The following is a 25962-nucleotide window of genomic DNA, read 5'->3' as shown; positions in this document are numbered from 1 at the left end:
CGGAGTCGAAGGCCACGGGATAAGGGGTGAGGTCAAGGCGTGCACTTCGACTTCGCCCAGTGCGAACGGAGGGCGGCAATGGAATTCCAACCCCGGCACCGACCGGGTCGGCTTGCAAAATGGTTCGGCCCACGTCATCGGCCAAATCGCAAGCGGACCCGGATCGGTGCCGGGGTTGTTTCCTGTCCGGGCCCATGCGCCCTAGTCAAAAACCGGGTGAGATATGCGCAAGGTCGGCTGTATCGGGTTGCTGCTGGGGCTGATCGGCATCGCCGTCTTCGCCTGGGTCGCGCATGACTGGGCGGGCAGCGGGCCCGCGCCAAAGCCGCTCGCGGTCGTGGTGCCGGAAGGCGCAAGCCTCGCCCGGGCCGCCAACGCCTTGCAAAAGGCGGGCGCGATCCGCTCGGCCAGTCGCTTCCGGCTCTATGCCCGCCTGTTCGGTAACGGCGGCGCGATCAAGGCGGGCGAATATGCCATCCCCGAACACGCCAGCGCGTCGGACGTCTTGACCCTGTTGCAGGAGGGCAAGGTCCGCCAGCGGCTGGTGCCGGTGCCGGAGGGCTATCCCTCCGTACTGGTTCACGACGCCTTGATGCGCGCCGACGGGCTGACCGGCGAAGTGCCGGTGCCGGCGGAAGGATCGATCCTGCCCGACAGCTATGCCTATCAGAAGGGTGATACCCGCGCTTCGGTGGTCGCCCGGATGCAAAAGGCGATGACCGATTATCTCGCCAAGGCTTGGGCGAATCGCAAGCCCGGCATCGCGGTCAAGTCGCCGGAGGAGGCCATCATCCTGGCCTCGATCGTCGAGAAGGAAACCGGCAAGCCATCCGAGCGGCGGACGGTGGCGGCGGTCTATGGCAACCGTTTGCGCATCGGCATGCCGCTTCAGGCCGATCCGACCGTCATCTATCCGATCACCAAGGGCCGTCCGCTCGGTCGCCGTATCCGCCGGTCCGAACTTCAGGCCAAGAACGGCTACAACACCTATGCCAGCCCCGGCCTGCCGGTCGGGCCGATCGCCAATCCGGGCCGTGCCTCGATCGACGCCGTGCTCGACCCGGCGGACAGCAAGGCGCTGTATTTCGTGGCGGACGGGTCGGGTGGCCATGTCTTTGCCGACACGCTGCCCGAGCATAATGCCAATGTGCAGAAATGGTATGCCATCCGCCGCCAGCGCGGCGAGATGTGAGGATCGGCATCCCGCTCATGAGGCATGCCGGCGGGAACGTCGGGGCGGACGAGGGCGTTCGCCAGGGATGATGAGCGTTTCCATTCTGCTGGCCGCTACTGCGCCGCAGGCGGCGGCCGCACTCCCGCCCAAACAGGCGATCGCACGTGCCGATGCCGAGCCGGGGAAGGGCGTGAACGGAACCTTTGAGATGAGGGTCGCGGTGGTCGCGCGCACGTCGAACGCGATCTACCTCAATTCCAGCATGGATTTGAGTTCACCCGGCAATCTCGTCTTTCGCCTGACGCCCGAGGCGGCGCGCCAGCTCGAAGAAAAACTGGGTATGCGCATCGACCGTGCGTTGATCGGGCGTACGGTCCGGGTGAAGGGGACGCTAGAGCGCGTACCCCTCGCCAGGACCCGCAAAGGCACGGCTCGCGGCTCAGGACGGGTTCGGTACGAGGTCAAGATCGAGTCGCTCGACGACGTGACCGTGAGATAAGAGCCGGACATCGGCCGGTCAGCGGGCTTCGGCTGCCATCCTGCCCGCCAAGTAGGCATTGGCTGGGCAAGCCCCTGGGTTCGTCTTGAACCGGTCGGCGGCACCGTCGTGATCGGGTATGGGCGACGATGATCTATCGCAAGGCAGGCTGCAAAAGGTCGGCTGCCCGCGTGCAAAGGCTACGATCAAGACTTTGTGCCCCGGTCCGAAAAAGCGGTGATCGATGGATACCGACTTCAGGCGGGCGGCGAAGACGATCGCCTTGCGGCTGCGGCCCTCGCAGGCACGCCGGCTTCGGCGTGGGTCGTCCATAGCATGGCCGGCCATTGTCTACGCGGTGACGCTGGTGTCACCCAGCGCGATCCCCCCGGCGTGGCGAATGGCCTTCCCCAGCGGGGTGTCACCGAGGGTCGGCTATGCGGGCGTTTTGCCTTGGGCTGCTGGTGGCGGTGAACGGCTGACGTTTGCGTATGGCGGTCAGCGAACGCCCTTACCCCTCTGCCGCTTTGCGCCTGTCCCCTTTCCTATGGAGAGGGGCTTGCCCGAGACAGCGTGTGGGAAGGGTAAGGGCCGCTGGCCTGGATCAGCCGCGCAGAGCCGATGCGGCGCGGGCCTTGGCCTCAACGTCGGCCATTGAACCGCCGGTCACCCAGCTGCCGCCGACGCACAGCACGCGGTCGAACGCCAGCCAGTCCGGCGCGCTCGCCTCGGTGATGCCGCCGGTCGGGCAGAAGCGCGCTTGGTAAAAGGGTGCAGCGAGCGCCTTGAGCGCCTTCAGCCCGCCGCTCGTCTCGGCCGGGAAGAACTTGAAGTGCGTCAGGCCCAGATCCAGCCCGCGCATGATGTCGCCGGCATTGGCGACGCCGGGCAGATAGGGGATGCCGCTGTCGATCACCGCCGCGCCCAGGCGATCGGTCAGGCCCGGCGAGACGATGAACTCCGCGCCCGCATCGGCGACGTCGCGTAACTGCTGTTCGTTGACGACGGTGCCCGCGCCGACGATCGCGCCGGGGACCTTCTTCATCTCGGCCATCGCCTCAAGGGCGGCGGGGGTGCGCAGCGTCACCTCCAGTACCTTCAAGCCGCCAGCGACCAGCGCCTCGGCCAGCGGCTTGGCGGTGGCGGCGTCGTCGATGACCAGCACGGGGATGACCGCGCTGGTGCGCATGATGGTGGCGATGTCGGTCATGAATGCTCCTGGGCAAAGGCCGCGGCCGCGCCGAACAGGCCGGGCTGGGGATGGGTGATGAGCTTGACGGGGATGCGCGCCATCAGCGACTGGAACCGCCCCTTGGCGACGAAGCGCTGGTCGAAGCCCGAACGCAGCAGCTTGTCCTTGATCCGGTAGCCGAGGCCGCCCGCGATCACGACGGTCTTGGCCCCCTGCGCCAGCGCGAAGTCGCCCGCCACCGCGCCGAGCGCCAGGCAGAAGCGATCGAGCGCGGCGAGCGCGATCGAGTCGGTGCCGTCGAGCGCTTCGGTCCAGATTTTGCGGTCGTCGCGGCTCGGCACGGCGCGACCTTCCAGCGAGGCAAGTGTCTCATAGATGGCGACGATGCCCGGCCCCGAGCAGATCCGCTCGCATGACACGCGCGTATAGGTGCGCCGCAGGCGCTTCAGGATGGCATCCTCGATCCCGTCGAGCGGAGCATAGTCCATATGCCCCCCCTCGGTCTCGATGACGTGATAGCGGTTGGGCGTCATCAGCACCTGCGCGACGCCAAGTCCCGTGCCGGGGCCGCAGACGGTGACGACGCCGTGTTCGGGCATCGGCTCCTCGGGGCCGCAGATATGGAGGAAGTCCTCCTGCGGCACCTGCGCGACGGCATGGCCGACCGCACCGAAATCGTTGATGACGGTATAGACGTCCGCGCCCAGCCGCTCGGGGATCAGCGAGGGGCGGATGACCCAGGGATTGTTGGTCATGCGGATCACGTCGCCGGTGATCGGCGAGGCGATGGCGAGCGAGGCGGCCTTGGGCAGCGGACGACCCAGATGCGCCTCGAACGCCTGCCACGCGGTCTGTAGCGAGGCGTGCTCGGCGGTCTTCTGCGTGCAGGGCTCGCCCAGTTTCACCACGCGGCCATTCTCGACCTCGGCGATCGCGAAGCGCGCATGCGTGCCTCCGATGTCGACGGCGACGATTTCCATGATCCTCTCCCCTTGTGTCTTTTACAGGCCCGCGCCGGCGAGGATGGGCGATGCGCCTTTCTCGGCCTCGTCGGCTGCCTGGCGGAACAACGCGAACAGCTCGCGGCCCATGCCCTGAACCGGGGCAGGCGTCGCCGCCTGCTCGCGCGCGGCCCATTCGGCCGGGTCGACCAGCGAGTTCAGCGTACCCTCGACCGCGTCGAGCCGGACGATGTCGCCATCGCGGATAAGGCCGATCGCGCCGCCGCCGATCGCCTCGGGGCTGAGATGGATGGCGCAAGGCACCTTGCCGCTGGCGCCCGACATGCGGCCGTCGGTGACGAGCGCGACTTTAAAGCCCCGGTTCTGGAGCACGCCCAGCGGCGGGGTCAGCTTGTGCAGTTCGGGCATGCCATTGGCCTTCGGCCCCTGGAAGCGGACCACGACGACGACGTCGCGCTCCAGCTCACCCGCCTTGAACGCGGCCTGGACTTCGGACTGGTCGGAAAAGACGCGGGCGGGCGCCTCGATGATCCAGCGTTCGCGCTCGACCGCCGACACCTTGATGCAGGCGCGGCCCAGATTGCCCGACAGGATGCGCATCCCGCCATCCGGCGAGAAGGGCGCGGTGGCGGGGCGCAGGATCGTCTCGTCGCCGCTGTCACCGACCGGCGTCCAGCTCAGCTTGTCGTCCGCGATCACGGCGGTCTGGCCGTAATCTGACAGGTCCTTGCCCGCCACCGTCAGGATGTCGCGGTGGAGCAGTCCGGCGGACAGCAGTTCGCGGATGACATAGGGCATGCCGCCCGCCGCCTCGAACCCGTTCACATCGGCCGAGCCGTTGGGATAGACGCGCGCGATCAGCGGCACCGCAGCCGAGAGGCGGTCCATATCCTCCCAGTCGATGATGATTCCGGCCGCGCGCGCGATGGCGGGCAGGTGGATCAGATGGTTGGTCGAACCACCCGTCGCCAGTAGACCGACCGCCGCGTTGACGATCGCCTTTTCATCGACGCACCGCCCCAGCGGGCGATAGTCGTCGCCGCGCTGGCCGATCGCTGCGAGCCGGTGGACGGCGGCGCGGCTCAGTTCCTGGCGCAGCTTGGTGCCCGGATTGACGAAGGCGGCGCCCGGCATGTGCAGGCCCATCACCTCCATCATCATCTGGTTGGTGTTGGCGGTGCCGTAGAAGGTGCAGGTGCCCTTGGAATGATAGGCCGCGATCTCGGCGTCGAGCAGTTCGTCGCGTCCCGCCTTGCCTTCGGCAAAGGCTTCGCGGACGGCGGCTTTCTGCTTGTTGGGCAGGCCGGTCGGCATCGGGCCGCCGGGGACCAGGATCATCGGCAGATGGCCGAAGCGCAGCGCGCCCATCAGCAGCCCCGGCACGATCTTGTCGCAGATGCCGAGCAGCGCGGCACCCTCGAACGTGCCGTGCGACAGTGCGACCGCCGTCGACAGCGCGATGGTGTCGCGGCTGAACAGCGACAGCTCCATGCCCGCATAGCCCTGCGTCACGCCGTCGCACATCGCGGGCACGCCGCCCGCCACCTGCGCGGTGGCACCCACTTCGCGCGCCCAGACTTTCATCAGTTCGGGATAGCGATAATAGACGGCGTGGGCCGACAGCATGTCGTTATAGGCCGACACGATGCCAATATTCATGCCGCGATCCGCCTTCATGGCGTCGCGGTCTTCCTCGGTCCCGGCATAGGCGTGGGCGAGGTTGGCGCAGCCCAGATTGGGGCGGCGCACCGCCGTCTCGGCCTCATGCGCGATCAGGTCGAGATAGGCCCGACGGCCCGGCCGGGAACGTTCGATGACCCGGTCGGTAACAGCAGAGACGGCGGCGTTGAGGCTCATTGCTCGCTCCAGTGAATGTCGATCGGCAGTTCGACCTCGGCCAGCACGCGGCCGACCGGATAGGGCGACGAAGCGCCTTCCTTGATCGCGTCTTCCAGCACCTTCTTCTTGGCCGGGCCCGAAATGGCGATCATGATCGAGCGGGCCGAGACGATGCCCGCCCGGCTGAGAGTCACGCGCGCAACCGGCGCCTCGGGCGGCAGCGGGTCGGGCATCAGGCCGAGCGCACGGCGTTCCTTCGGGCCGTTCAGGGCTTCGTCGTAATCGGGGCCGGGGAAGATCGAGGCGGTATGCCCGTCCGCGCCCATGCCCAGCAGGACGAGGTCGAGCGGCCAGTGCAGTTCCTGCATCAGCGCATCGGCCGAACGACCGGCGGCCTTATAGTCCTGCGTCGCCTGCGGCACGATCGGCATGACGCGCGCGCCCTTGGGCAGGAAGATCTTGCCGATCATGGTGACGTTGGACAGCGGATCGCCCAGCGGCACGATACGCTCATCGGCGGGGACGATGGTCACGCGCTTCCAGTCGAGCTTGGCCTGGGCCAGTTTCTCATAGACCGGGATCGGCGTCTTGCCGCCCGACAGCGCGATCACCGCCGCGCCGCGCGCCTCGATCGCGCTTTCGATGATGAACTGGATGTCGCCGGCCAGCGCGTTCGCCATTTCGGTGGTGTCTTCGTAATCCCACCATTCGATTTCGTCGGTCATGTCATCCTGTCCTAGATATTCCGGGCGCGGGCAGGTCCGCCCGGGGGCGGACCGTATTGGCGCCGATGTCGTCCATCGTCATGACGAAGATGGGATGTGTCAGTCGTCCTGCCAGGTCACGCCGTCGCGTTCGGTCAGTGCGATGGCGGCGGACGGACCCCAGCTGCCGCTGGGATAGGTCTTGGGCTTGAGGTCGTTGGCGTCCCAGCCGGCGCGGATCGCATCGACCCAGGTCCATTGCGCCTCGACCTCGTCGCGGCGGACGAACAGCGTCTGGTCGCCCTCGATCAGGTCGAGCAGCAACCGCTCATAGGCGATGCGGCGGCGGGTGCCGGCGAATTCGGCATCTAGCGACAGGTTCAGTGGCACCTCGCGCAGGCGGATGCCGTCGCGGTCGAGGCCGGGCTCCTTGGCCATCACCAGCAGCTGGATATATTCCTCCGGCTGCAAGCGGATGACCAGCGTGTTGGGCTGGAGCAGGCCACCGCGCCCGGCGAACATCGAGTGCGGCACCGGCTTGAACTGGATGGCAATTTCCGAGCGGCGGGCGGCCATACGCTTACCGGTGCGCAGGTAGAAGGGCACGCCCTGCCAGCGCCAATTGTCGACATGCGCCTTGATCGCGACGAAGGTCTCGGTCTTGGACGGCTTGCCCAGCTCGTCGGCATAGGACCCGACGATCTTGCCGCCCACCGCACCATCGGCATATTGGCCGGTGACCGTGTTGTGCGGGACTTCTTCGGGCGTCATCAGGCGCAGCGAGCGGAAGACCTTGGCCTTTTCGTCACGGATCGCGGTGCCGTCATAGCGCGCCGGCGGCTCCATCGCGATCAGCGCGAGCAGTTGCAGGATATGGTTCTGCACCATGTCGCGCAGCGCGCCCGCGCCTTCATAATAGCCCGCGCGATCCTCCAAGCCGACCGTCTCGGCGATGGTGATCTGGACGTTGTCGATGCCGTGCGCGTTCCAGATCGGCTCGAAGAAGAAATTGCCGAAGCGCAGCGCCAGGATGTTCTGGACGGTTTCCTTGCCCAGATAATGGTCGATGCGGAAGGTCCGATCCTCGGGGAAGCCGAACGCGACCGCGTCGTTGATCTCCTTGGACGAGGCGAGGTCGTAGCCGAGCGGCTTTTCCAGCCCGATCCGTACCGTCTCACCCGCCAGGCCGACTGATTCCAGGCCCTTGATGGTCGATTCGAACAGGCTGGGCGCGGTCGACAGATAAATGGCGAGGCCGCCCGAGACATCGCCGACCTTGTCGGCCAGTTCCTTGAACCCCTCGATCGTCGAGGCGTCGAGCGACTGATATTGCAGCCGCTTCAGAAAGCCGTCGATCCAGTCCGGCTTCTTGCGATCGTCTGGGAGGAAGGTGTCCAGCGCCTTGGCGGCGAAGTCGCGGAAGCTGGCGTCGTCATGATCCGACCGCGCCGTGGCGGTGATGGTCAGCCCATCGGGCAACAGGCCATCGGCATGAAGGTTGAACAGCGAGGGCAGCAGCATCCGCTGCGACAAATCGCCGGTCGCGCCGAACAGCAGCATCTTGCCTACGGGATTGCGCGTCATGACGTCTCCTTCGAGGACGGAGCTTAGAGGACGAGGCCGGCGGTCGGATCCAGCCCGGCCATGATGTTCAAATTCTGGACCGCCGCACCCCCGGCACCCTTGCCCAGATTGTCGAGCGTGGCGATCAGTCGCACCTGACCCGTGGCCGCATTGCCGCAGACGCGCAAGGTCATCCGGTCGGTTCCGGCATTTTCCTCGATGTTCACCGCCGTTACGGCATCGGTCGAAAAGCGCACGATCCGGCTGTCGGCATAGGCGTCGGCCAATACGTCCGCAACGCGGTCGAGCGAGGGCGCGCCGGGCAGGGCGTGGAGGGGCAGGGGCACCTCGACCACCATGCCGCGATAGGTGTCGACCACGGCCGGCGCGAAAATCGGCGCATGGGCCAGGCCCGAATGAGCCTGCATCTCGGGCGCGTGCTTGTGCGCCAGGGTCAGGCCATAGGGGCGGAAGGCGCGCTGTTCGGCCGTCTCATATTCCGCGATCATCGCCTTGCCGCCGCCCGAATAGCCCGAGGCGGCGTTGACCGAGACCGGCCAGTCGGTGGGGATGATACCGGCGCGAACGAGCGGCCGGACGAGCGCGAGGAAACCGGTCGGGTAGCAGCCGGGGTTGGAGACGAAGCGGGCGGCCGCGATCCGCTCGGCCTGATCGGGTTCGAGTTCGGCAAGGCCATAGACCCAGTTCGCGGCGGTGCGGTGCGCGGTCGAGGCATCGACGACGCGCGTGCGGTCGTTACCGATCAGCGAAACCGCTTCGCGCGCGGCATCGTCGGGCAGGCACAGGATGACGAAATCGGCGTCGTTGATCGCCTCGCGCCGCGCTTCGGCGTCCTTGCGGCGGTCATCGGGCAGGGTGACGATCGACAGGTCGGTACGCCCGGCCAGCCGGTCGGCGATTTCCAGCCCCGTCGTGCCAGCGCCGCCGTCGATGAACACCGTCCCGGTCACTGTACCTTCTCCAACACCGCGGCCTCGCAATAGCCGACCAGCCCCAGCATCGGCGCGATGCCCCATGCATGGCCGCCCGCCAGTTCGAGCACCTCGAAGGCTTCGCCCGCCTTCAACTCGGCCAGCACGGCGGAATCGCCCCGGCGCCCCTCGCGCAATGTCACGGGCGCGCTGGTGCGGTAAGACACGGGAGCGGCATAATGCGGTGCGAATACGTATTCGGCGAGCCGGACGTCCGCCAGATCGGGGCGCACCGCATGGGTGCGCGGATCGAGACTGACCGTACGCCCTAGCAGGGCAAAGCTCTTACGCGCTGGCCCGCTGGAGGGCGGGGGCGTCGCCAGCGCCGATGAAATGTCCGAATTCTTCAAGAAAGTCCGCCCCTTCAGGTGTCCTGGCGACAAAGATGTTACGCTTGTCGCTATCATCGCGTTGGCGGCGCAGATAGCCCAGCGTTCCCAGTCGATTCAAGGCGCGGGTAACGACAGGTTTCGAGACGTTCAAGGCGCGCGCCAAACCGCGCACCGTATGCGGGCCGGGGCGGAGATAGACGACGAGCAGCAAGGCCATCTGCCGATTGGTCAGATCGGGCTCTCCCGACCGGACGTAATCGACAAGGGCGCTCATCCAGGCGAACAGCGACTGCGGGTCGTGTGGATTGGACACGATGGCGATTCCAATGGCTGTGCCGGGCTTTGCCGGGCGTTGTTACGTCCTCATAACGCCCTTTTATCGTGGTGGTTTCCACACATGTTCCACACCCGCCAACATCTTAATTGCCGGGCTCCTGGGAACCTTTCGCGCCGCCGGCGATGCATGGCGGCGGCGCACATGGTTGATCGCGGGCGTCGCCTCGCCTATGTGCGCGCTTTCGCACACCCTTTCATCGGGATCATACGCGCCTCATGTTCGCTTTCCTGCTCGTCATCCACGCCATCATCGCCGCGACGCTCGTCACGGTGATCCTCATGCAGCGGTCGGAAGGCGGCGGTCTGGGTATGGGCGGCAGCCCGTCGGGCCTGATGTCGGCACGCGGCGCGGCGGACTTTCTGAGCCGCGCAACCGCCGTGCTGGCGACGGCTTTCGTCGGCTTCTCGATCCTGCTGGCGGTCCTGGCGGCGACGCGCGGCGCGCCGACGATCGATACCTCGCTGGCCCGCACGCCCGCGACTCAGGCGCCGGTCACGCAGCCGGCTCCGGCCCCGGTTCCCACCGGTACGGCGCCCGCGACTCAGCCGGCCGACAATTCGGCGGTTCCGCTCGCCCGCTAAACCTCGTTTCCATCGCAGCACAGGCCAACGTGCCGCCGACAATTTCCGGCGGCGCGTATCTTTGCTGTTGTCGTATCCACCCCATCCAAGCTAGGCGATTCTTCCCATGGCGCGGTATATCTTCATCACCGGCGGCGTGGTTTCGTCGCTCGGCAAGGGCCTCATGGCGGCCTCTCTTGCGGCTCTTCTGCAGGCACGCGGCTACCGCGTGCGCATCCGCAAGTTCGATCCCTATCTGAACGTCGATCCGGGCACGATGAGCCCGTATCAGCACGGCGAAGTCTATGTGACCGACGACGGGGCGGAGACCGACCTGGACCTCGGCCACTATGAACGCTTCACCGGCGTGGCCTCGCGCCAGTCGGACAACGTCACCTCGGGCCGGATCTACAAGACGATCATCGAGCGCGAGCGCCGCGGCGACTATCTGGGCGCGACCGTCCAGGTGATCCCGCACGTCACCGACGCGATCAAGGCGTTCGCGCGGGCCGATACGGTCGACGAGAATGGCGAGGACCTCGACTTCGTCCTCTGCGAGATCGGCGGCACGGTCGGCGACATCGAATCGCTGCCCTTCATCGAGGCGATCCGTCAGCTGAAGAACGAGCTGGGGCGCGGCCAGTCGATCAGCATCCACGTCACCTTGGTGCCCTATATCGCGGCGGCGGGCGAGTTGAAGACCAAGCCGACCCAGCATTCGGTGCGCGAGATCGCCGCGCTGGGCGTGTCGCCCGACGTGCTGGTCTGCCGCTGCGAGCATCCGCTGCCCGCCTCGGACCGCGCCAAGATCGCGCTGTTCTGCAACGTGCCGCCCTCCGCCGTTATCCCGGCGCTGGACGCGGCGAGCATCTATGCGGTGCCGCTGCAATATCACGCCGAGGGTCTCGATTCGGAAGTGCTGCGCGCGTTCGGGATCGAGCCGGAGGTAGCGCCCAATCTGTCGCGCTGGACCGAGATCGTCGACCGCCTGACCAACCCGGAAGGCGAAGTGACGATCGGTGTGGTCGGCAAATATGTCGGCCTCCAGGATGCCTACAAGTCGCTTAACGAAGCGCTGGTGCATGGCGGCATCGCCAACAAGGTGAAGGTCCATATCCGCTGGATCGATGCCGAACTGTTCGAGGGCGACGAGAGCGAGATCGCACAGCAGCTCGAGCCGTGCCACGCCATCCTCGTTCCCGGCGCGTTCGGTGAGCGCGGCGCGGCCGGCAAGATCGCGGCGGTCCGTTTCGCGCGCGAGCGTCGGGTGCCCTATTTCGGCATCTGCTTCGGCATGCAGATGGCCTGCGTCGAGGGCGCGCGCGACCTCGCCGGGATCGCCGACGCGTCGTCGACCGAATTCGGTCCGACCTCCGAACCGGTCGTCGGCCTCATCACCGAATGGATGGGCCGCGACGGCCTGGAGAAGCGCGAGGCGAGCGGTGACCTGGGCGGCACGATGCGTCTGGGCGCCTATCAGGCGAAGCTGGCGGGCAACAGCGTCGTCGCGTCCATCTATGGCTCGGAGGACATCTCCGAGCGGCACCGTCACCGCTACGAGGTGAATACCGCTTATAAGGAAGCGCTGGAGCAGGGGGGCCTGGTGTTCAGCGGCATGTCGCCCGACGGCACGCTGCCCGAGATCGTCGAGCGGCCCGACCATCCCTGGTTCATCGGCGTGCAGTTCCACCCGGAACTGAAGTCCAAGCCCTTCGACCCGCACCCCCTCTTCGCCAGCTTCGTTGAAGCGGCGGTGAAGCAGAGCCGGCTGGTCTAATGCCCAAACCCCGCCTTCCGATGGAGGCGGGGTTTTTCGTTGGGGCCATGTTGTTTATTTGGCGGGCGGTGGGGCTTGGGCTTCGACTGCGCTCAGCCTGAACGGCGGTCGGGGATGGTGTCGGCACCTTGGCGATGATCACCCGTCGCCAAGTTCCCAACCCTCCGTTCCGCCTGAGCGAAGTCGAAGGCCAAGGGAAAACCTGGCCGCTTGGCGAAGGACGGGGCGTAGGCTTCGACTACGCTCAGCCCGAACGGGTTTGGGGCTGATGTCTCCACCTCGCCAGCGATCACCTTTCGCCAAATCACCAACCCCCGTTCAGCCTGAGCGAAGTCGAAGGCCAAGGGAAAACCTGGCCGCTTGGCGGAGGGCGGGGCGTGGGCTTCGACTACGCTCAGCCCGAACGGACGTTTCGGAAAACACGGAAGTCCTGAAACAGAAGGCGCCCGGACCCGTCGGTCCGAGCGCCCCGCGACGTCTTCAGGGAGAGAAAGACGTCGAACGGTTTACGCCGCCTTGGCCGCGTCGGCCTGGTCGGCATGATGTTCCACCGCCGCGAGCGGCTGGCCCGTCTTGATCGCGATCGTCTTGGGCTTCATCGCCTCGGGTACCTCGCGGACGAGGTCGATGACGAGCAGCCCGTCGTTCAGGCGCGCATCCTCGACGAACACGAAGTCCGCCAGTTCGAAGCGCCGCTCGAACGAGCGATTGGCGATGCCGACATGCAGGAAGTTGGGCGAACCCGCCTTGTCATCCTTCTTGCCGGTGACGAGCAGCATGTTCTGCTGCGCGGTGATTTCGATCTCGTCGCGGGCGAAACCGGCCACCGCCAGGGTGATGCGGTAACGGTCGTCGGCCAGACGCTCGAGGTTGAAGGGGGGATAGTTTTCCGCCGAAGCGCCACGCGAATTGGCCTCCAGCAGATCGAACAGCCGGTCGAAGCCGATGGTCGAGCGGCGATACGGGGTCAGATCGATACGCATGTCAAAACCTCCATCAGAAGCGAATTGAAGAGGATCGGCCGCCCCACCTGCGCATGAGCCGGGGCCTTGCCCATCCGTACGGCCCGTCATTGGCACCGTACGCGAACCGATATGGTTCGTAAAAACAGAGGTTCAAGGGCCTCTTGGGATCGAAAAGCAAAACTTCGATCCCGCCAAGCCGTGCGTGGATTGAAAACCTACTAAATCGATGTGTGAATGGGAGGTGGAATAAGAAAGGGAGCTTCCATGTCCTTGACCCTCGCGCTGATCCTCGCCGCCCAAACGACGCCGGCCGTGCCTCCGCAGGAGGACCCCGCGCCTCCCCAGGCCGAGGGGCGGCTGGGCACCGCGCAGCAGGGGGGAGGGGATGTGGTCGTCACCGCCCGCCGTCGTGCCGAGACGATCCAGACCGTCCCCATCGCCATGTCGGTGATCGGCGGCACCGCACTGGCCGAGACGGGGACGTACAATGTCAACCGGTTGACCCAGATCCAGCCGACGCTGCAATTCTATTCGACCAACCCGCGCAACTCGGCGGCGAACATTCGCGGGCTGGGCGCCCCCTTCGGCCTCACCAATGACGGGATCGAGCAGGGCGTCGGCATCTATGTCGATCAGGTCTATTACAGCCGCATCGCCTCGGCGACGTTTGACTTCACCGATACCGAGCGGATCGAGGTGCTGCGCGGGCCGCAGGGCACGCTCTATGGCAAGAACACCACGGCGGGCGCGATCAACATCGTCACCCGCGCGCCCAGCTTCACGCCCGAGGCGCGGGTCGAGCTGAGCGCGGGAAATTACGACTTCTTCCAGGGCAAGGCGTCGGTGTCCGGCCCGCTGGTCGACGACAAGGTGGCGGTGCGGCTGTCGACCTCGCTGACCACGCGACGCGGCACCATCTACAATACCCGCCAGCGGGAATGGCAGAACAGTCAGGACAATCTGTCGCTGCGCAGCCAGTTCCTATGGCACGCGACGCCAACGCTCGACCTGACGCTGTCGGGCGATTATGCGCGGCAGAACCCCAATTGCTGCGTCCAATATTATGCGCGGGTGGGCGCAACGCAGCGGCCGCTCGATCGGCAATATCCCCGGCTCGCCGCCGCGCAGGGCTATAGCGTGCCCTCGACCAACGCCTTCGACCGGCTGACCGATGTCGATACTGATCTGCGCGCCAAGCAGGAACTGGGCGGGCTGTCGCTGGTCGCCAACTGGGATGTCGGCGAGGCGACGCTGACCAGCGTGTCGGCATGGCGCTTCTGGCATTGGGACCCGTCCAACGACCGCGATTTCATCGGCCTGCCGATCACCACCGTCTCGGCCAATCCGTCGCAGCAGAGCCAGGTGACGCAGGAGCTTCGTATCGCGTCGAACGGCAAGCGGACGCTCGATTACGTGCTCGGCGCCTTCTACTTCTGGCAGTCGATCGACACGCAGGGGTTGCAGGTTCAGGGACCGGCGGCGAGCGCCTTCCTGCTCAACCCGACGAGCGCGGGCGCGCGCAATCCGGCGACGCTCAACGGCCTGACGTCGCGCAATATGATCGACTTCACCAATACCTCGGCGGCGCTGTTCGGCAAGCTGACCTGGCATGTCGACGATCGCCTGTCGGTCGCGCCCGGCCTGCGGCTGAACTATGATCGCAAGGATGGCACCTATCTGTCGACCGTGACCAACGGCGCGGGCTCCAGCGCGCTGACCAGCGATCAGCGCGGCGTGCTGTCACCGCAAAGCTACACGCCGTCCTTCACCAACTGGAACCTGTCGGGCGATCTCACCGTCGCCTATGCGTTCAATCCCAATGTCCATTATTACGCCACTTACGCGCGCAGCTATAAGTCGGGCGGCATCAACCTGTCGGGCCTGCCGCTCGATGCCCAGAGCAACCCGATCCTGGCGACGCAGACGGTGCGCCCCGAAAAGGTCAATCATTTCGAGTTGGGGCTGAAGACCCAGTTCGCCGACCGGCGCGCGACGGTGAACATCGCCGGCTTCTGGACCGAGATCAGCGATTATCAGGCGACGGTGAACAACCTGCAGGTCAACGTGCTGCGCGGTTACCTCGCCAATGCGGGCCGCGTGCTGACGCGCGGGATCGAGATCGACTCGGCCTTGCGCCCCACCAGCCGCTTCAACATCTACGCCAATGGCGCCTTTACCGATGCGCGCTACACCCGCTTCACCAATGCGCCATGCCCGCCTGAGCTGTCGGGTGGCACCGCGCTGCCGGTGGTGAACGGCCAGATCGTCGGCACGCCGGCCGCCGCCGGGACGCCGGGCAATTCGCTGCCCTATTGCAATATTTCGGGCCAGTGGCTGCCTGGCGTCTCGCGCTGGGCTTTCTCCTATGGTGCGGAATATGACTTGCCGGCGACGGTCGGCGGCGTCGAGGGGCAATTCTATCTGGGCTATGACGGCAGCTATCGCTCGAAATTCTCGTCCAACCCGTCACGCTCCGCCTATACCGACATCGACGGCTACAGCCTGTCCAACCTGCGTGCGGGCTTCAAGGCGCGGGGCAATCTCAATGCCTTCGTCTGGGTCCGCAATCTGTTCGACCATGACTATTATGAGGTGCTGGCCACCCAGTCGGGCTCGACGGGCCTGATCGTCGGCCAGCCGGGCGATCCACGCACCTACGGCGTGACCATCTCCAAATCCTTCTGATCGGAGCTGCCCGAGGACGCGCGGGGAAAATTCGACTCAAATTCCTCCGCCGTCCAGATTCCGTTCATCTTGATCTGCTATAGCGAAAGTCCCGTACGGGCGCCGGGCCGGCACCTGGGAACGGCAGTCTGGAAGCTCCCCGTTCCCGCGCCGGTCTCGGCGGCTTTTCGAGGTGAGGTCGAAGGTGCTGTTGCCGGAATGCCAAACGCCCGGACCGTTTCCGATCCGGGCGCCTGCGTGACGATCGCTCGTCAGCCCCCTTTTCCCGCTCCCGCATCAACCTCGTTGGGTGAGCGTTGGAGCAATCCCCGAACCACGGCCGTTGCTGCCTGTGTCTCAGTAAGATTGTGGTACGTTAGCCTCGTGGCTTTTGCCATACCCCTTGCGGCACCCGCGCTACGATTGAAGTCGAAGTGTGTCCGGCCTGCAACAATCGGCGACGTGGCCGGTTTGGCTGTCCGGCAAGGGCGTGGCATTGCCAGCATGGGGAGCCGCCCCTACAGCCGCTTCTGCTTTAGGTTTCCCATGGATCGATCGGACTTGCATGATCCTGTCTCGCTATGAACGGATGATCGCCCGGCGCTATCTGCTGCCGGGCAAGGGGGAAGCGTTCATCTTCCTCGTCGCCTCGATCAGTCTGGTCGCGGTCATGCTGGGCGTCGCGGCCCTCGTCATCGTCATGAGCGTGATGAACGGCTTTCGCGCCGAGCTGTTCGACAAGATCGTCGGGCTGAACGGCCATGCCGTGGTGCAGGGGGCGGGCGGTCGCCTGCCCGACTGGCGCGACATCGTGCGCGAGGCCAGGGCGACGCCGGGCGTCACCAGTGCGGTGCCGATGATCGAGCAGCCGCTGATGTCCAGCTACAATGGCCGGGTCGAGGCGGTGCTGATCCGCGGCATGCGCGTCGGTGATATTCGCGGCAACTCGGCGATCCGTTCCAAGGTCGTCATGGGCAGCCTGATGAGCGTGACGCCCGGCAGCGGCCGGATTGCGATCGGCAGCCGTCTGGCCGAGGCGCTGGGCGCGAGCGTCGGCTCGGAGATTTCGCTGATCAGCCCGCAGGGGCAGACGACTCCGTTCGGCACGGTGCCGCGCATCGTCAGCTATACGGTCGGCGCGATCTTCGAAATTGGGGTGTACGACTATGACAAGGCCTATGTTATCATGCCGATCGAGGATGCGCAGACGCTGCTCCTGATGGGCGACACGGTCGGCATGGTTGAGATACAGACGACCGACGCCGATCGGGTCGGACAGATCCTGGCGCCGCTCGCCGACAAGCTGGGCGGGCGCGCGGTGATTGCCGACTGGCGGACGATGAACGCGCAATTGTTCGAGGCGCTGGCGGTCGAGCGGGTGGCGATGTTCACCGTGCTGTCGATCATCATCCTGGTCGCGGTGTTCAACATCCTGTCCTCGCTGATCATGCTGGTGCGCGCCAAGACGCGCGACATCGCCATCCTGCGCACCATGGGCGCGACGCGCGGCGGGTTGATGCGCATCTTCATGACGGTGGGCACCACGATCGGCGCGCTCGGCACGGTCGCGGGATTGATCCTGGGCGCGGTGTTCCTGTTCTACCGCCAGGCGGCGGTGAATTTCGTTCAGTTCGTCACGGGCCAGAATCTCTGGGACCCGTCGATCCGCTATCTGACCGAGCTGCCCTCCAAGCCCGACCCCGTCGAGATCGTCGTCATCGCGGCGATGGCGCTGGTCTTCTCCTTCCTCGCCACGCTCTATCCCGCCTGGAAGGCGGCGAGCACGGACCCGGTTCAGGTGCTGCGCTATGAATGATCCGATCATCCGCATGGGCGGGGCCATGCCGCCGCGCACCGTCGAGCCGGTGCTGGAGACGGTGGGCCTGTCGCGTAGCTTCACCCAGGGCGGCCAGACCATCGAGGTGCTGCGCGGCGTCGAGTTGGCGATCGCGCCGGGCGAGATTGTCGCGCTTCTCGGTCCCTCCGGCTCGGGCAAGTCGACGCTGCTTCAGGCGGTCGGGCTGCTGGAGGGCGGCTTTTCGGGGTCGATCCGCATCGCGGGCGAGGAGGTGTCGAAGCTGGACGCGCATGGTCGCACCGTGGCGCGGCGCGACTATCTGGGCTTCGTCTATCAGTTCCACCATTTGCTGCCCGACTTCAACGCGACCGAGAATGTCGTGTTGCCGCAGCTCGTACAGGGCAAGATGCCCGTCGCCGCCGATGAGCGCGCCAAGGGCCTGCTGACCGCATTGGGTCTTGGCCATCGCCTGACCCATCGCCCCAGCCAGTTGTCGGGGGGCGAACAGCAACGCGTCGCGGTGGCGCGCGCGCTCGCCAATCAGCCGCCGCTGGTGCTGGCCGACGAGCCGACCGGCAATCTGGACGAGCATACCTCCGAGGTGGTGCTGGCCGAATTCCTGCGACTGGTGCGCGGCGAAGGGTCGGCGGCGCTGATCGCGACGCATAACGAACGGCTGGCGCAGAAGATGGACCGTGTAGTTCGGCTGCACGAGGGGCGTTTGCAATGAGCGCCTGGACGGAGACGCCGACGCTGACGGGGCGTCATGTCCGTCTGCGTCCGTTCGTCGAGGGCGATCTGCCGTCGCTTGTGGAGGTCGGCCGCGAGGGCGATCTCTGGAACATCTTCTACGCCAATGTCGCGATGATGAAGGCGCCCGAGCGCTGGCTGGCGGCGGCGCTCAAGGAGCGCGAAGTGGGCCGCGCGCTGCTCTTCACGGTCGAGACGCCGGCGGGCGAGATCGTCGGCACCACGCGCTATATGCGGATGTCGCCGCAGCATCGCCGGCTGGAGATCGGCGGCACCTTCTATGCCACCCGCGTCCAGCGCACCGGGGTCAATACCGAGGCGAAGCGGATGCTGCTCACCCATGCCTTCGAGGTGATGGAGTGTCAGGCGATCCAGATCCGCACCGATGCGCTTAACAAGCGCAGCCAGACGGCGATCGAGCGGCTGGGCGCGAAGAAGGACGGGGTGCTACGCGGGCATCAGGTGATGGCCAACGGGCGTATCCGTGACAGCGTCGTCTATTCGATCATCGACCGCGAATGGCCGGGCGTGCGCGCCAATCTCGACTATCTGCTGGGGAAGCACGCATGAGCGGTATCGCGGATTTCACCGTCGAGGCAGCGGATGGCTCGGTTGTCGACATGTCGACCTATGCGGGGCGGGTGCTGCTGATCGTCAACACCGCGTCCAAATGCGGCTTCACTCCGCAATATGAGGGGCTGGAGGCGCTTCATCGGCGTTATGAGGGGCAGGGGCTGACCGTGCTGGGTTTCCCCTGCAACCAGTTCGGCGCGCAGGAGCCGGGCGATGCGGCGGAGATCGCGCATTTCTGCGCGCTGACCTATGATGTCAGCTTCCCCGTGATGGCGAAGATCGACGTCAATGGCGACGATGCCGATCCGCTGTTCCGGTGGCTGAAGGGGCAGGCGCCGGGCGTGCTGGGCACCAAGGCGATCAAGTGGAATTTCACCAAATTCCTGGTCGACCGCGATGGTAAGGTGGTGGATCGCTATGCGCCGACCACCAAGCCGGAGGATTTGGTCAAGGACATAGAGGGGCTGCTTTAAGGCCCGCTTCCATTCATTCCGAGGGACTGGAGAAAGTCGGTGTTCTCGGCGGATGTGTCGGCGTGCGCTTCGACTTCGCTCAGCGGGAACGGGGTGCGTGGTTTATTCCCCAGCCTCCGTTCAGCCTGAGCGAAGTCGAAGGCCAAGGGGTGAGTGTCGTTCTGGGCGCATGTCTGGAAGTGCGCTTCGACTTCGTTCAGCGTGAACGGAGTGCGTGGTTTATTCCCAACACCCGTTCAGCCTGAGCGAAGTCGAAGGCCAAGGCCAAGGGCCACCCTCACATCGAAAACGCGCTGGCACCCTTTTTATGATCCAGCGCCGAGGCGATCGCCGTGATGCCGCCGAACAGGAAGCTGATCCCCACGATATAGCCCGGCAACGTCATCGCGCTCCACGGCAGGGTGGCCAGCACGAACAGCGCCAGGATGATGTTGAGCACCCCCATGGCGATCATCCACCCGCGCCGCCGCCGCATCTTCGCGCCCAGACCGATCTCCAGCGCGCCGCGCAGCCCCAGCCATACCGCGACCAGGATCGTGATCGAGATCGCACCCGTCGCCGGCTCGAACGCCATGATCAGACCGATGATCAGCGTGACCAAGCCAAAGCCGATCGCATAGCCGCGCCCCTCATGCCCCTTGCCGAAAATCCCGGCCCCCACCGACACCAGGCCGGAGGCGATCAGGAACGCCCCGACCACCAAAGTCGCGGCCAGCGTGGCGGGCACGGGAAACGCGAACGCGGCAAGACCGAACAGCGCCGACAGGACGCCATAGGCCAGTATCCAGCCCCAGCCCGCACCGGGCCGTAGCGCGGTGGCAAAGGAACGGTCGGTGTCGGTCATCGTCTCTCGCCCCAATCTAGATCAAGTCCTTCTGTCACCGTAACGGTTCGCTTCGGGGTGGGTTCCGCGCTGGTCGAATCACGCAAGCTCGGATAGGAATGGCGGATGCATTCTGGATATGTGCCGCTTCGCATCTTTTCCTCCTTCACGATGCTCGACGGCGCGATCGATCCCAAGGCGATCGCCGCGCAGGCCAAGGCGAACGCCTTTCCCGCCGCCGGCCTGACCGACCGCAACGGCCTCTATGCCGCGATGGCCTTTTCGGATGCCGCGAAGAAGGCGGGCGTGCAGCCGATCATCGGCACCATGCTGGGCATCGCGCGGCCCGACATGCCCGACAATGTCGGCGCAGTGGTCGACTGGATCGCGCTGTATGCGCAGGACAAGGACGGCTACGACAATTTGTGCGCGCTGGTGTCGGCGGCGCATCTGGAACGGCCGATCGAGCTGGCCGCGCATGTCGGCTTCGACGTGCTGGAAAGGTTCAGCAGCGGCCTGATCGCGCTGACCGCCGGCGGCGAGGGCGGCATCGCCCGCCTGTTCGCCGAAGGCCAGCCGGACCGGGCGAAAGCCTATGCCGACCGGCTCCAGGCGATCTTCGGTGACCGGCTCTATGTCGAGCTCGCGCGCCGCGACGACCCCATCGAGACGGCGGCCGAGCAGGATCTGATCGATCTCGCCTATGACCGCGACCTGCCGCTGGTCGCGACCAATCCCTGTTGTTTTGCCGATAGCGGTTTTCGCGACGCGCATGACGCCATGCTGTGCATCGCCAATTCGACCTATGTCGAAATGGACGACCGCCCGAAGAGCTGTCCCGAGGCATGGCTGAAGCCCGCCGAGACGATGAAGCAGCTCTTCGCCGACCTGCCCGAGGCGATCGACAACACGCTGGTCGTGGCACAGCGCTGCGCGGTGATGGCGCCGTGGCGCAAGCCGATCCTGCCTAGCCTTGCAGGCGACCGCGAAGGTGAGGCGGCGATGCTCCGCCGCGATGCGACCGCCGGTCTGAACGCCCGGCTCGACCGTATCGCGGAGCTGGAGGGCGAGGGCGAACCCGGCTGGCGCGAAGCCTATCACGAACGGCTGACGTTCGAGGTCGACATCATCATCCAGATGGGCTTCCCCGGCTACTTCCTGATCGTCGCCGACTTCATCAAATGGGCCAAGGATCACGACATCCCCGTGGGGCCGGGTCGTGGTTCGGGCGCAGGCTCGGTGGTTGCCTGGGCGCTGACCATTACCGATCTCGATCCGTTGAAGCTGGGCCTGCTGTTCGAGCGCTTCCTGAACCCGGAACGCGTGTCGATGCCCGACTTCGACATCGACTTTTGCGAAACCCGGCGTGGCGAGGTCATCCGCTACGTTCAGGAAAAGTACGGCCGCGATCAGGTCGCGCAGATCATCACCTTCGGGAAGCTGAAGGCGCGCGCGGTGCTCAAGGACACCGGCCGCGTGCTCCAGATGAGCTATGGTCAGGTCGACCGCCTCGCCAAGCTGGTGCCCAACCACCCGACCGACCCCTGGGACCTCAAGCGCGCGCTGAACGGCGTGCCCGAGTTGGCGAAGGAGTACGCCAACGACAATCAGGTCCGCCGCCTGCTCGACCTCGCCACCAAGCTGGAGGGCCTGCCGCGCCACTCGTCCACCCACGCCGCCGGTGTGGTGATCGGCGACCGGCCGCTGGCGCAGCTGGTGCCGCTCTACCGCGATCCGCGCTCGGACATGCCGGTCACGCAGTTCGACATGAAATTCGTCGAAGGCGCGGGGCTGGTGAAGTTCGACTTCCTCGGCCTCAAGACCCTGTCGGTCCTGCAAAAGGCGGTGCAGCTGCTCGCCAAGCGCGGGGTCGAGGTCGATCTCGGCGCGCTGGCGTGGGACGACGCGGCCACCTACGCCCTGCTCCAGAAGGGCGACACGGTCGGCGTGTTCCAGCTGGAATCGGAAGGCATGCGGCGCACCCTGTCCGCCGTGCGGCCGTCGAACTTCGGCGACATCATCGCGCTCGTGTCGCTGTACCGGCCGGGCCCGATGGACAATATCCCCAGCTTCGGCCGCCGCAAGCAGGGCACCGAGGAGATCATCTACCCGCACCCCCTGCTCGAACAGATCTTGTCCGAGACCTACGGCATCTTCGTCTATCAGGAACAGGTGATGCAGGCCGCCCAGATATTGGCGGGCTACTCCCTCGGCGGTGCCGACTTGCTCCGTCGCGCGATGGGCAAGAAGGTGAAGGCGGAGATGGACGCGCAGCGCGCCATCTTCGTCAAGGGATGCCAGGAGGTAAACGGCATCCCCGCGCAAAAGGCCAATGAACTGTTCGACTTGATCGACAAGTTCGCAGGCTATGGCTTCAACAAGAGCCATGCCGCCGCCTACGCCCTGCTCGCCTATCAGACCGCATGGTTGAAGGCGCATCACCCGCACGAATTCTATGCCGCGTCGATGTGCTACGACATGGCGCTGACCGACAAGCTGGCGATCTTCGTCGATGACGCCCGGCGCATGGGCGTGACCATGCTGCCGCCTTGCATCAACGCCAGCCAGGCCGAGTTTGATGTCGAGGCGCATGAGGATGGCCTGGCCGTCCGCTATGCGCTCGGCGCGCTGAAATCGGTGGGCGAGGGCGCGATGGAGAAGCTGGTCGTCGAGCGTCAGGCGGGCGGCCCCTTCGCCACGCTCGACGCGCTGGCCAAGCGGGTCGATCCGCGCCTGATGAACAAGCGGCAGCTGGAAACACTGGCCTCGGCGGGCGCCTTTGACGGGATCGAGCCGAACCGGGCGGGCGTCCATGCCGTCGCCGAGACGGTCCTCGCCATCGCCGCGCGCACCCATGAGGGGCGGACCAGCGGGCAGGGCGGTCTGTTCGGCGAGACCGAAGTGGCGGGCGACACGATCAAGCTGCCCAGCGGTACCCGTTGGACGCTGTCGCAAAGGATGGAGCAGGAAAAGGAGGCGTTCGGCTTCTATTTCTCGGCGCATCCCGTGGATCGCCACGCGCATATCGCCAAGATGCACGGCGCGCGGACCTATACCTCGCTGACCGAACTCATCATCCCCGATGACGGGGCCCGCATCGGGGCGACGATGGCGGCGCTCGTCGAGGATGCGCGCTGGCGGACTTCGGCGCGTGGCAAACGCTATATGATGGCGCAGCTGTCCGACGCGACGGGGCAGTTCCTGGCGACATGCTTCGACGACTCGGTCGCCGCCGACCTGGAGAAAGCGGCCAAGGAAGGCGACTGCGCGCTCATCACCGTCGAGCTGGACCGCCGCCCTGGTGAGGAAGCCCCGCGCGTCAGCATCAAGCGGGTGCAGTTGTTCGATGGCCTCGCCAGCACGGCGAAGTTCGTCGTCGAGGTCACGGTGACGGACAGGTCCGCTTTCCCCGCGCTTCGGGCAATGCTCGATCCGCAGCGCAATGGGCGAGGCGAGGTGCGGGCGCGGATCGCGGGGGCGGAAGGCGACACGCTGCTGACGCTCGGCCGCAATTTCCTGCTCGATGCCGAACTGGCGAGCCATATCGAGGATTTGCCCGGCGTCTCGGCCGTCGCGATGAAATCCTCGGAAGCGCGGCTGGCGTTGGTGGGATAGGGAGCCGTCGTCCCAGCACCAGCCCGGGCCTTCGGCGGTCGGGCCAGCCCGCACGAAAAGAACTGGCCGGCCCGGGGCGACGGAGGGATGGGTGTCAGCCGCCGACTTCGCGGCGATCCTGTTCCTCTCCGGCCTCGCCGTGATTTCCATAGCCGCCGCCCGAGCTGTCGGCCTCATCCTCGTTCGGCACCTGTTCGGGCTGGGTCTGTTCGGGATCGTTGATCATCACGTCTCTCCTTCGCGGTGGCATAACGCGCCAGCGAACGCGGATGATCCTCAGAACAACTCGCCCTGCGCGCCGCTCGGCGGGCGGAACCGGCTGGTGTCGAGCAGGGGCCGGTCCAGATTGAGGCCATGCTGTCGACAGGCCCGGTGAAAGCGGACGCGCAGCAGGTCCGCCCAGGGCCCTTGACCGCGCATGCGCGTGAAGAAGCCCGCGTCATTGTCGCGCCCGCCGCGCAAGGACTGGATGATCGCCATCACCTTGCCCGCGCGATCGGGAAAGTGCGTGTCGAGCCACGCGCGGAACAGCGGCGCGACCTCATGGGGCAGGCGGACGGGGATGAAAAAGGCATGGCGCGCGCCCGCCGCCGCCGCGCGAGCCACCAGATGCTCGATCTCGTGATCGGTAATCGCCGGGATGACCGGCGCGATCGAGACATAGGTCGGAATACCCCCCGCGACGAGCTTGCCCACCGCCGCCAGTCGCCGTTCGGGCGTCGGCGCGCGCGGCTCGACGGTCCGGGCGATCCGCGCGTCGAGCGAGGTCACCGACACACAGACCGTCGCCAACCCTTTCGCCGCCATCGGCCCCAAGATGTCGATGTCCCGCACCACGCGGTCGGATTTGGTGGTGATCGCCACCGGATGGTCCGTCTCCGCCAAGACTTCCAGGATGGCGCGCGTGATCCGCCACTCACCTTCGATCGGCTGATAGGGATCGGTGTTGGTCCCCAGCGCGATCGGCGCGACGCGGTAGGTGGGCTTGGCGAGTTCGGCCCGCAACAGCCGGGCCGCGTCGGGTTTGGCGAACAACCGGCTTTCGAAGTCCAGCCCGGGCGACAGGTCGTGATAGGCATGGGTCGGCCGCGCGAAGCAATAGATGCAGCCATGCTCGCAACCGGCATAGACGTTGATCGATTGGCTGAACGGTATGTCGGGGGAGGTGTTGCGGGTCAGGATGGTGCGCGGCTTGAGGATGGTGACGCTGGTGCGCAGCGGCGGCGCCTCGCCGTCCACCAGGCTTTGCGCGTCCAGCCAGTCGCCATCCGCTTCCCGTTCGGGCAGCGCGAACCGCCGACTGGTTGCGTTGTACGTCGCGCCCCGCCCCGCCGCCTTCACCATGGTCGCCGCTTGCCCATCGCCGATAATTACGCCATGATCTGGAACATAGCAAGAACGAAGGGGCGGGTGATGGCACGATTGGCGTATCTCGAACTACCGGTCGGGGACCGCGCGGCGGCAAAGCATTTCTATGCGACGGCGTTTGGCTGGACCTTCGCCGATTTCGGGCCCGATTATGCCGCGACGATGAGCGGGGATACGGATGTGGGTCTCGACGCGTCGCCCGAGAAGGTCCGGGCGCCGCTACCGGTCATCGGGGTCGAGGATCTGGAGGCAACGCTGGCGGCCGTCGAAGCCGCCGGTGGTACCGTGGTCGTGCCGATCTTCGCATTTCCCGGCGGCCGGCGGTTCCATTTCCGCGATGTCGACGGGCATGAACTGGCGGCCATGCAGCACGACTAAGTCAGCGCTCCAACAGGCGGGGCATCAGCTCGACGAAGTTGCAGGGGCGGTGACGACTGTCGAGCTGGTCACGCAAGATCCCGTTCCAGGCGTCCTTCACCGCGCCGGTCGATCCGGGCAGCGCGAAGATGTAGGTACCGCGCGCCACGCAGGCACAGGCGCGCGATTGAATGGTCGAGGTGCCGATCGTCTGATAACTCAACCAGCGGAACAGCTCGCCGAAGCCGGGGATCATCTTGGTCGCGACCCGCTCGACTGCCTCGGGGGTCACGTCGCGACCGGTCACGCCGGTGCCGCCGGTGGTCAGGATGCAGTCGATGCTGGCATCCTCGATCCAGCGGTTGAGCTGCGCCACGATCCGGTCCGTGTCGTCGCGCAGGATGGTGCGGTCGGCCAGCTCGTGCCCGGCGTCGGTCAATAGCCCGACCAGCGTGTCACCCGAGCGGTCCTCCGCCAGCGAGCGGGTGTCGGAGACGGTCAGCACCGCGATACGGACGGGTGTGAATTGGCGGTTGGTGTCGATGGGCATGGCGGGGTGAACGTCTCTGCGCGGGTTTCGGGGGCGGCTTGATCAGTGGCGGAGCGTGGCCTTCGACTTCGCTCAGGCTGAACGGGGGCTGGTACAACCACCCCACAGCCGTTCAG

General features: G+C 66.1%; 24 protein-coding genes. 11 read left to right on the top strand and 13 right to left on the bottom strand.

Annotated features, from left to right (window positions below; translation table 11 throughout):
- Positions 1-223 precede the first annotated feature (223 nt).
- Together mltG and ACQKJZ_RS08735 are read left to right on the top strand one after the other, a co-directional pair.
- Positions 224-1192, top strand: a complete 969-nt coding sequence (gene mltG, locus ACQKJZ_RS08740) for an endolytic transglycosylase MltG (protein WP_312487747.1) — start codon at positions 224-226, stop codon at positions 1190-1192.
- A gap of 67 nt (positions 1193-1259) precedes the next feature.
- Positions 1260-1673, top strand: a complete 414-nt coding sequence (locus ACQKJZ_RS08735) for a hypothetical protein (RefSeq protein ID WP_427730782.1) — start codon at positions 1260-1262, stop codon at positions 1671-1673.
- 583 nt (positions 1674-2256) lie between these two features.
- Here ACQKJZ_RS08735 and eda read toward each other — a convergent pair.
- From eda to ACQKJZ_RS08695, 8 genes are all read right to left on the bottom strand, one after another.
- A complete protein-coding gene (eda, locus tag ACQKJZ_RS08730) occupies positions 2257-2862 on the bottom strand; it encodes a bifunctional 4-hydroxy-2-oxoglutarate aldolase/2-dehydro-3-deoxy-phosphogluconate aldolase (protein ID WP_427730781.1) in 606 nt (201 codons plus the stop codon).
- Positions 2859-3824, bottom strand: coding sequence for a glucokinase (glk, locus tag ACQKJZ_RS08725; RefSeq protein WP_427730780.1), 966 nt, complete (start codon positions 3822-3824; stop codon positions 2859-2861). Before glk ends, eda begins: the two co-directional genes overlap by 4 nt.
- 21 nt (positions 3825-3845) lie before the next feature.
- Positions 3846-5663, bottom strand: a complete 1818-nt coding sequence (gene edd, locus ACQKJZ_RS08720) for a phosphogluconate dehydratase (protein ID WP_427730779.1) — start codon at positions 5661-5663, stop codon at positions 3846-3848.
- The gene (pgl, locus tag ACQKJZ_RS08715) at positions 5660-6370 is read right to left on the bottom strand and encodes a 6-phosphogluconolactonase (RefSeq protein WP_427730778.1); all 711 of its coding nucleotides are present in this window, start codon (positions 6368-6370) and stop codon (positions 5660-5662) included. Before pgl ends, edd begins: the two co-directional genes overlap by 4 nt.
- 99 nt (positions 6371-6469) lie before the next feature.
- Positions 6470-7933, bottom strand: a complete 1464-nt coding sequence (gene zwf / locus ACQKJZ_RS08710) for a glucose-6-phosphate dehydrogenase (RefSeq protein WP_312487764.1) — start codon at positions 7931-7933, stop codon at positions 6470-6472.
- Positions 7934-7956: 23 nt separating this feature from the next.
- Positions 7957-8883, bottom strand: a complete 927-nt coding sequence (argC, locus tag ACQKJZ_RS08705; protein WP_427730777.1) for an N-acetyl-gamma-glutamyl-phosphate reductase — start codon at positions 8881-8883, stop codon at positions 7957-7959.
- On the bottom strand, positions 8880-9254 hold the full coding sequence (locus ACQKJZ_RS08700) for an SH3 domain-containing protein (RefSeq protein WP_312487768.1): 375 nt from the start codon (positions 9252-9254) through the stop codon (positions 8880-8882). The genes argC and ACQKJZ_RS08700 overlap by 4 nt, the downstream gene beginning before the upstream one ends.
- A complete protein-coding gene (locus ACQKJZ_RS08695) occupies positions 9190-9510 on the bottom strand; it encodes a MarR family transcriptional regulator (protein ID WP_058732142.1) in 321 nt (106 codons plus the stop codon). Before ACQKJZ_RS08695 ends, ACQKJZ_RS08700 begins: the two co-directional genes overlap by 65 nt.
- 278 nt (positions 9511-9788) lie before the next feature.
- Between ACQKJZ_RS08695 and secG the strand changes: the two genes are divergently transcribed.
- Positions 9789-10154 carry a preprotein translocase subunit SecG gene (gene secG, locus ACQKJZ_RS08690; protein WP_427730776.1) on the top strand — a complete coding sequence of 122 codons (366 nt, stop codon included), beginning with the start codon at positions 9789-9791 and terminating at the stop codon, positions 10152-10154.
- A 106-nt stretch (positions 10155-10260) separates the two neighbouring features.
- On the top strand, positions 10261-11910 hold the full coding sequence (locus ACQKJZ_RS08685; protein ID WP_427730775.1) for a CTP synthase: 1650 nt from the start codon (positions 10261-10263) through the stop codon (positions 11908-11910).
- 506 nt (positions 11911-12416) lie between these two features.
- Here ACQKJZ_RS08685 and ACQKJZ_RS08680 read toward each other — a convergent pair.
- The gene (locus ACQKJZ_RS08680; protein WP_427730774.1) at positions 12417-12893 is read right to left on the bottom strand and encodes an Hsp20 family protein; all 477 of its coding nucleotides are present in this window, start codon (positions 12891-12893) and stop codon (positions 12417-12419) included.
- Positions 12894-13139: 246 nt separating this feature from the next.
- Between ACQKJZ_RS08680 and ACQKJZ_RS08675 the strand changes: the two genes are divergently transcribed.
- From ACQKJZ_RS08675 to ACQKJZ_RS08655, 5 genes are all read left to right on the top strand, one after another.
- On the top strand, positions 13140-15560 hold the full coding sequence (locus tag ACQKJZ_RS08675; protein WP_427730773.1) for a TonB-dependent receptor: 2421 nt from the start codon (positions 13140-13142) through the stop codon (positions 15558-15560).
- A gap of 544 nt (positions 15561-16104) precedes the next feature.
- Complete coding sequence (locus ACQKJZ_RS08670) at positions 16105-17355, top strand: lipoprotein-releasing ABC transporter permease subunit (RefSeq protein ID WP_427730772.1); 1251 nt, start codon at positions 16105-16107, stop codon at positions 17353-17355.
- Complete coding sequence (locus ACQKJZ_RS08665; RefSeq protein ID WP_427730771.1) at positions 17348-18067, top strand: ABC transporter ATP-binding protein; 720 nt, start codon at positions 17348-17350, stop codon at positions 18065-18067. Before ACQKJZ_RS08670 ends, ACQKJZ_RS08665 begins: the two co-directional genes overlap by 8 nt.
- Complete coding sequence (locus ACQKJZ_RS08660) at positions 18064-18657, top strand: GNAT family N-acetyltransferase (RefSeq protein WP_427730770.1); 594 nt, start codon at positions 18064-18066, stop codon at positions 18655-18657. Before ACQKJZ_RS08665 ends, ACQKJZ_RS08660 begins: the two co-directional genes overlap by 4 nt.
- A complete protein-coding gene (locus ACQKJZ_RS08655) occupies positions 18654-19133 on the top strand; it encodes a glutathione peroxidase (protein ID WP_427730769.1) in 480 nt (159 codons plus the stop codon). Before ACQKJZ_RS08660 ends, ACQKJZ_RS08655 begins: the two co-directional genes overlap by 4 nt.
- Before the next feature lie 277 nt (positions 19134-19410).
- On the opposite strand, the gene ACQKJZ_RS08650 is transcribed toward ACQKJZ_RS08655, so the two are convergent.
- Positions 19411-19977 (bottom strand): HdeD family acid-resistance protein, encoded by a 567-nt coding sequence (locus tag ACQKJZ_RS08650; RefSeq protein ID WP_427730768.1) that lies wholly within the window; start codon positions 19975-19977, stop codon positions 19411-19413.
- A gap of 105 nt (positions 19978-20082) precedes the next feature.
- On the opposite strand from ACQKJZ_RS08650, the gene dnaE reads away from it, so the two are divergent.
- On the top strand, positions 20083-23571 hold the full coding sequence (gene dnaE / locus ACQKJZ_RS08645) for a DNA polymerase III subunit alpha (RefSeq protein ID WP_427730767.1): 3489 nt from the start codon (positions 20083-20085) through the stop codon (positions 23569-23571).
- Positions 23572-23665: 94 nt separating this feature from the next.
- Here the strand turns inward: dnaE and ACQKJZ_RS08640 are convergent, their stop codons facing one another.
- Both ACQKJZ_RS08640 and ACQKJZ_RS08635 read right to left on the bottom strand, forming a co-directional pair.
- Positions 23666-23797: a hypothetical protein gene (locus tag ACQKJZ_RS08640; RefSeq protein ID WP_427730766.1), complete on the bottom strand. Its 132-nt coding sequence runs from the start codon at positions 23795-23797 to the stop codon at positions 23666-23668.
- 50 nt (positions 23798-23847) lie between these two features.
- Entirely contained in the window at positions 23848-24915 is a 1068-nt protein-coding gene (locus tag ACQKJZ_RS08635) for a PA0069 family radical SAM protein (RefSeq protein ID WP_427730765.1), read from the bottom strand.
- A 69-nt stretch (positions 24916-24984) separates the two neighbouring features.
- Between ACQKJZ_RS08635 and ACQKJZ_RS08630 the strand changes: the two genes are divergently transcribed.
- Positions 24985-25317, top strand: coding sequence for a VOC family protein (locus tag ACQKJZ_RS08630; RefSeq protein WP_427730764.1), 333 nt, complete (start codon positions 24985-24987; stop codon positions 25315-25317).
- Between the two features lies 1 nt (position 25318).
- On the opposite strand, the gene moaB is transcribed toward ACQKJZ_RS08630, so the two are convergent.
- Positions 25319-25846: a molybdenum cofactor biosynthesis protein B gene (gene moaB / locus ACQKJZ_RS08625; protein WP_427730763.1), complete on the bottom strand. Its 528-nt coding sequence runs from the start codon at positions 25844-25846 to the stop codon at positions 25319-25321.
- Positions 25847-25962: the final 116 nt, after the last annotated feature.

The organism is Sphingomonas sp. NPDC019816 (assembly GCF_050274375.1).
Lineage (GTDB): Bacteria > Pseudomonadota > Alphaproteobacteria > Sphingomonadales > Sphingomonadaceae > Sphingomonas.
This window is presented reverse-complemented; position numbering and strand designations above follow the sequence as displayed.

What these genes read in the sequence shown, in the direction of transcription:
- mltG (WP_312487747.1), top strand. Translation starts at nt 224, where the DNA reads ATGCGCAAGGTCGGCTGTATCGGGTTGCTGCTGGGGCTGATCGGCATC.
- ACQKJZ_RS08735 (WP_427730782.1), top strand. Translation starts at nt 1,260, where the DNA reads ATGATGAGCGTTTCCATTCTGCTGGCCGCTACTGCGCCGCAGGCGGCG.
- eda (WP_427730781.1), bottom strand. Translation starts at nt 2,862, where the DNA reads ATGACCGACATCGCCACCATCATGCGCACCAGCGCGGTCATCCCCGTG.
- glk (WP_427730780.1), bottom strand. Translation starts at nt 3,824, where the DNA reads ATGGAAATCGTCGCCGTCGACATCGGAGGCACGCATGCGCGCTTCGCG.
- edd (WP_427730779.1), bottom strand. Translation starts at nt 5,663, where the DNA reads ATGAGCCTCAACGCCGCCGTCTCTGCTGTTACCGACCGGGTCATCGAA.
- pgl (WP_427730778.1), bottom strand. Translation starts at nt 6,370, where the DNA reads ATGACCGACGAAATCGAATGGTGGGATTACGAAGACACCACCGAAATG.
- zwf (WP_312487764.1), bottom strand. Translation starts at nt 7,933, where the DNA reads ATGACGCGCAATCCCGTAGGCAAGATGCTGCTGTTCGGCGCGACCGGC.
- ACQKJZ_RS08695 (WP_058732142.1), bottom strand. Translation starts at nt 9,510, where the DNA reads ATGAGCGCCCTTGTCGATTACGTCCGGTCGGGAGAGCCCGATCTGACC.
- secG (WP_427730776.1), top strand. Translation starts at nt 9,789, where the DNA reads ATGTTCGCTTTCCTGCTCGTCATCCACGCCATCATCGCCGCGACGCTC.
- ACQKJZ_RS08685 (WP_427730775.1), top strand. Translation starts at nt 10,261, where the DNA reads ATGGCGCGGTATATCTTCATCACCGGCGGCGTGGTTTCGTCGCTCGGC.
- ACQKJZ_RS08680 (WP_427730774.1), bottom strand. Translation starts at nt 12,893, where the DNA reads ATGCGTATCGATCTGACCCCGTATCGCCGCTCGACCATCGGCTTCGAC.
- ACQKJZ_RS08675 (WP_427730773.1), top strand. Translation starts at nt 13,140, where the DNA reads ATGTCCTTGACCCTCGCGCTGATCCTCGCCGCCCAAACGACGCCGGCC.
- ACQKJZ_RS08670 (WP_427730772.1), top strand. Translation starts at nt 16,105, where the DNA reads ATGATCCTGTCTCGCTATGAACGGATGATCGCCCGGCGCTATCTGCTG.
- ACQKJZ_RS08665 (WP_427730771.1), top strand. Translation starts at nt 17,348, where the DNA reads ATGAATGATCCGATCATCCGCATGGGCGGGGCCATGCCGCCGCGCACC.
- ACQKJZ_RS08660 (WP_427730770.1), top strand. Translation starts at nt 18,064, where the DNA reads ATGAGCGCCTGGACGGAGACGCCGACGCTGACGGGGCGTCATGTCCGT.
- ACQKJZ_RS08655 (WP_427730769.1), top strand. Translation starts at nt 18,654, where the DNA reads ATGAGCGGTATCGCGGATTTCACCGTCGAGGCAGCGGATGGCTCGGTT.
- ACQKJZ_RS08650 (WP_427730768.1), bottom strand. Translation starts at nt 19,977, where the DNA reads ATGACCGACACCGACCGTTCCTTTGCCACCGCGCTACGGCCCGGTGCG.
- dnaE (WP_427730767.1), top strand. Translation starts at nt 20,083, where the DNA reads ATGCATTCTGGATATGTGCCGCTTCGCATCTTTTCCTCCTTCACGATG.
- ACQKJZ_RS08640 (WP_427730766.1), bottom strand. Translation starts at nt 23,797, where the DNA reads ATGATCAACGATCCCGAACAGACCCAGCCCGAACAGGTGCCGAACGAG.
- ACQKJZ_RS08635 (WP_427730765.1), bottom strand. Translation starts at nt 24,915, where the DNA reads ATGGTGAAGGCGGCGGGGCGGGGCGCGACGTACAACGCAACCAGTCGG.
- ACQKJZ_RS08630 (WP_427730764.1), top strand. Translation starts at nt 24,985, where the DNA reads ATGGCACGATTGGCGTATCTCGAACTACCGGTCGGGGACCGCGCGGCG.
- moaB (WP_427730763.1), bottom strand. Translation starts at nt 25,846, where the DNA reads ATGCCCATCGACACCAACCGCCAATTCACACCCGTCCGTATCGCGGTG.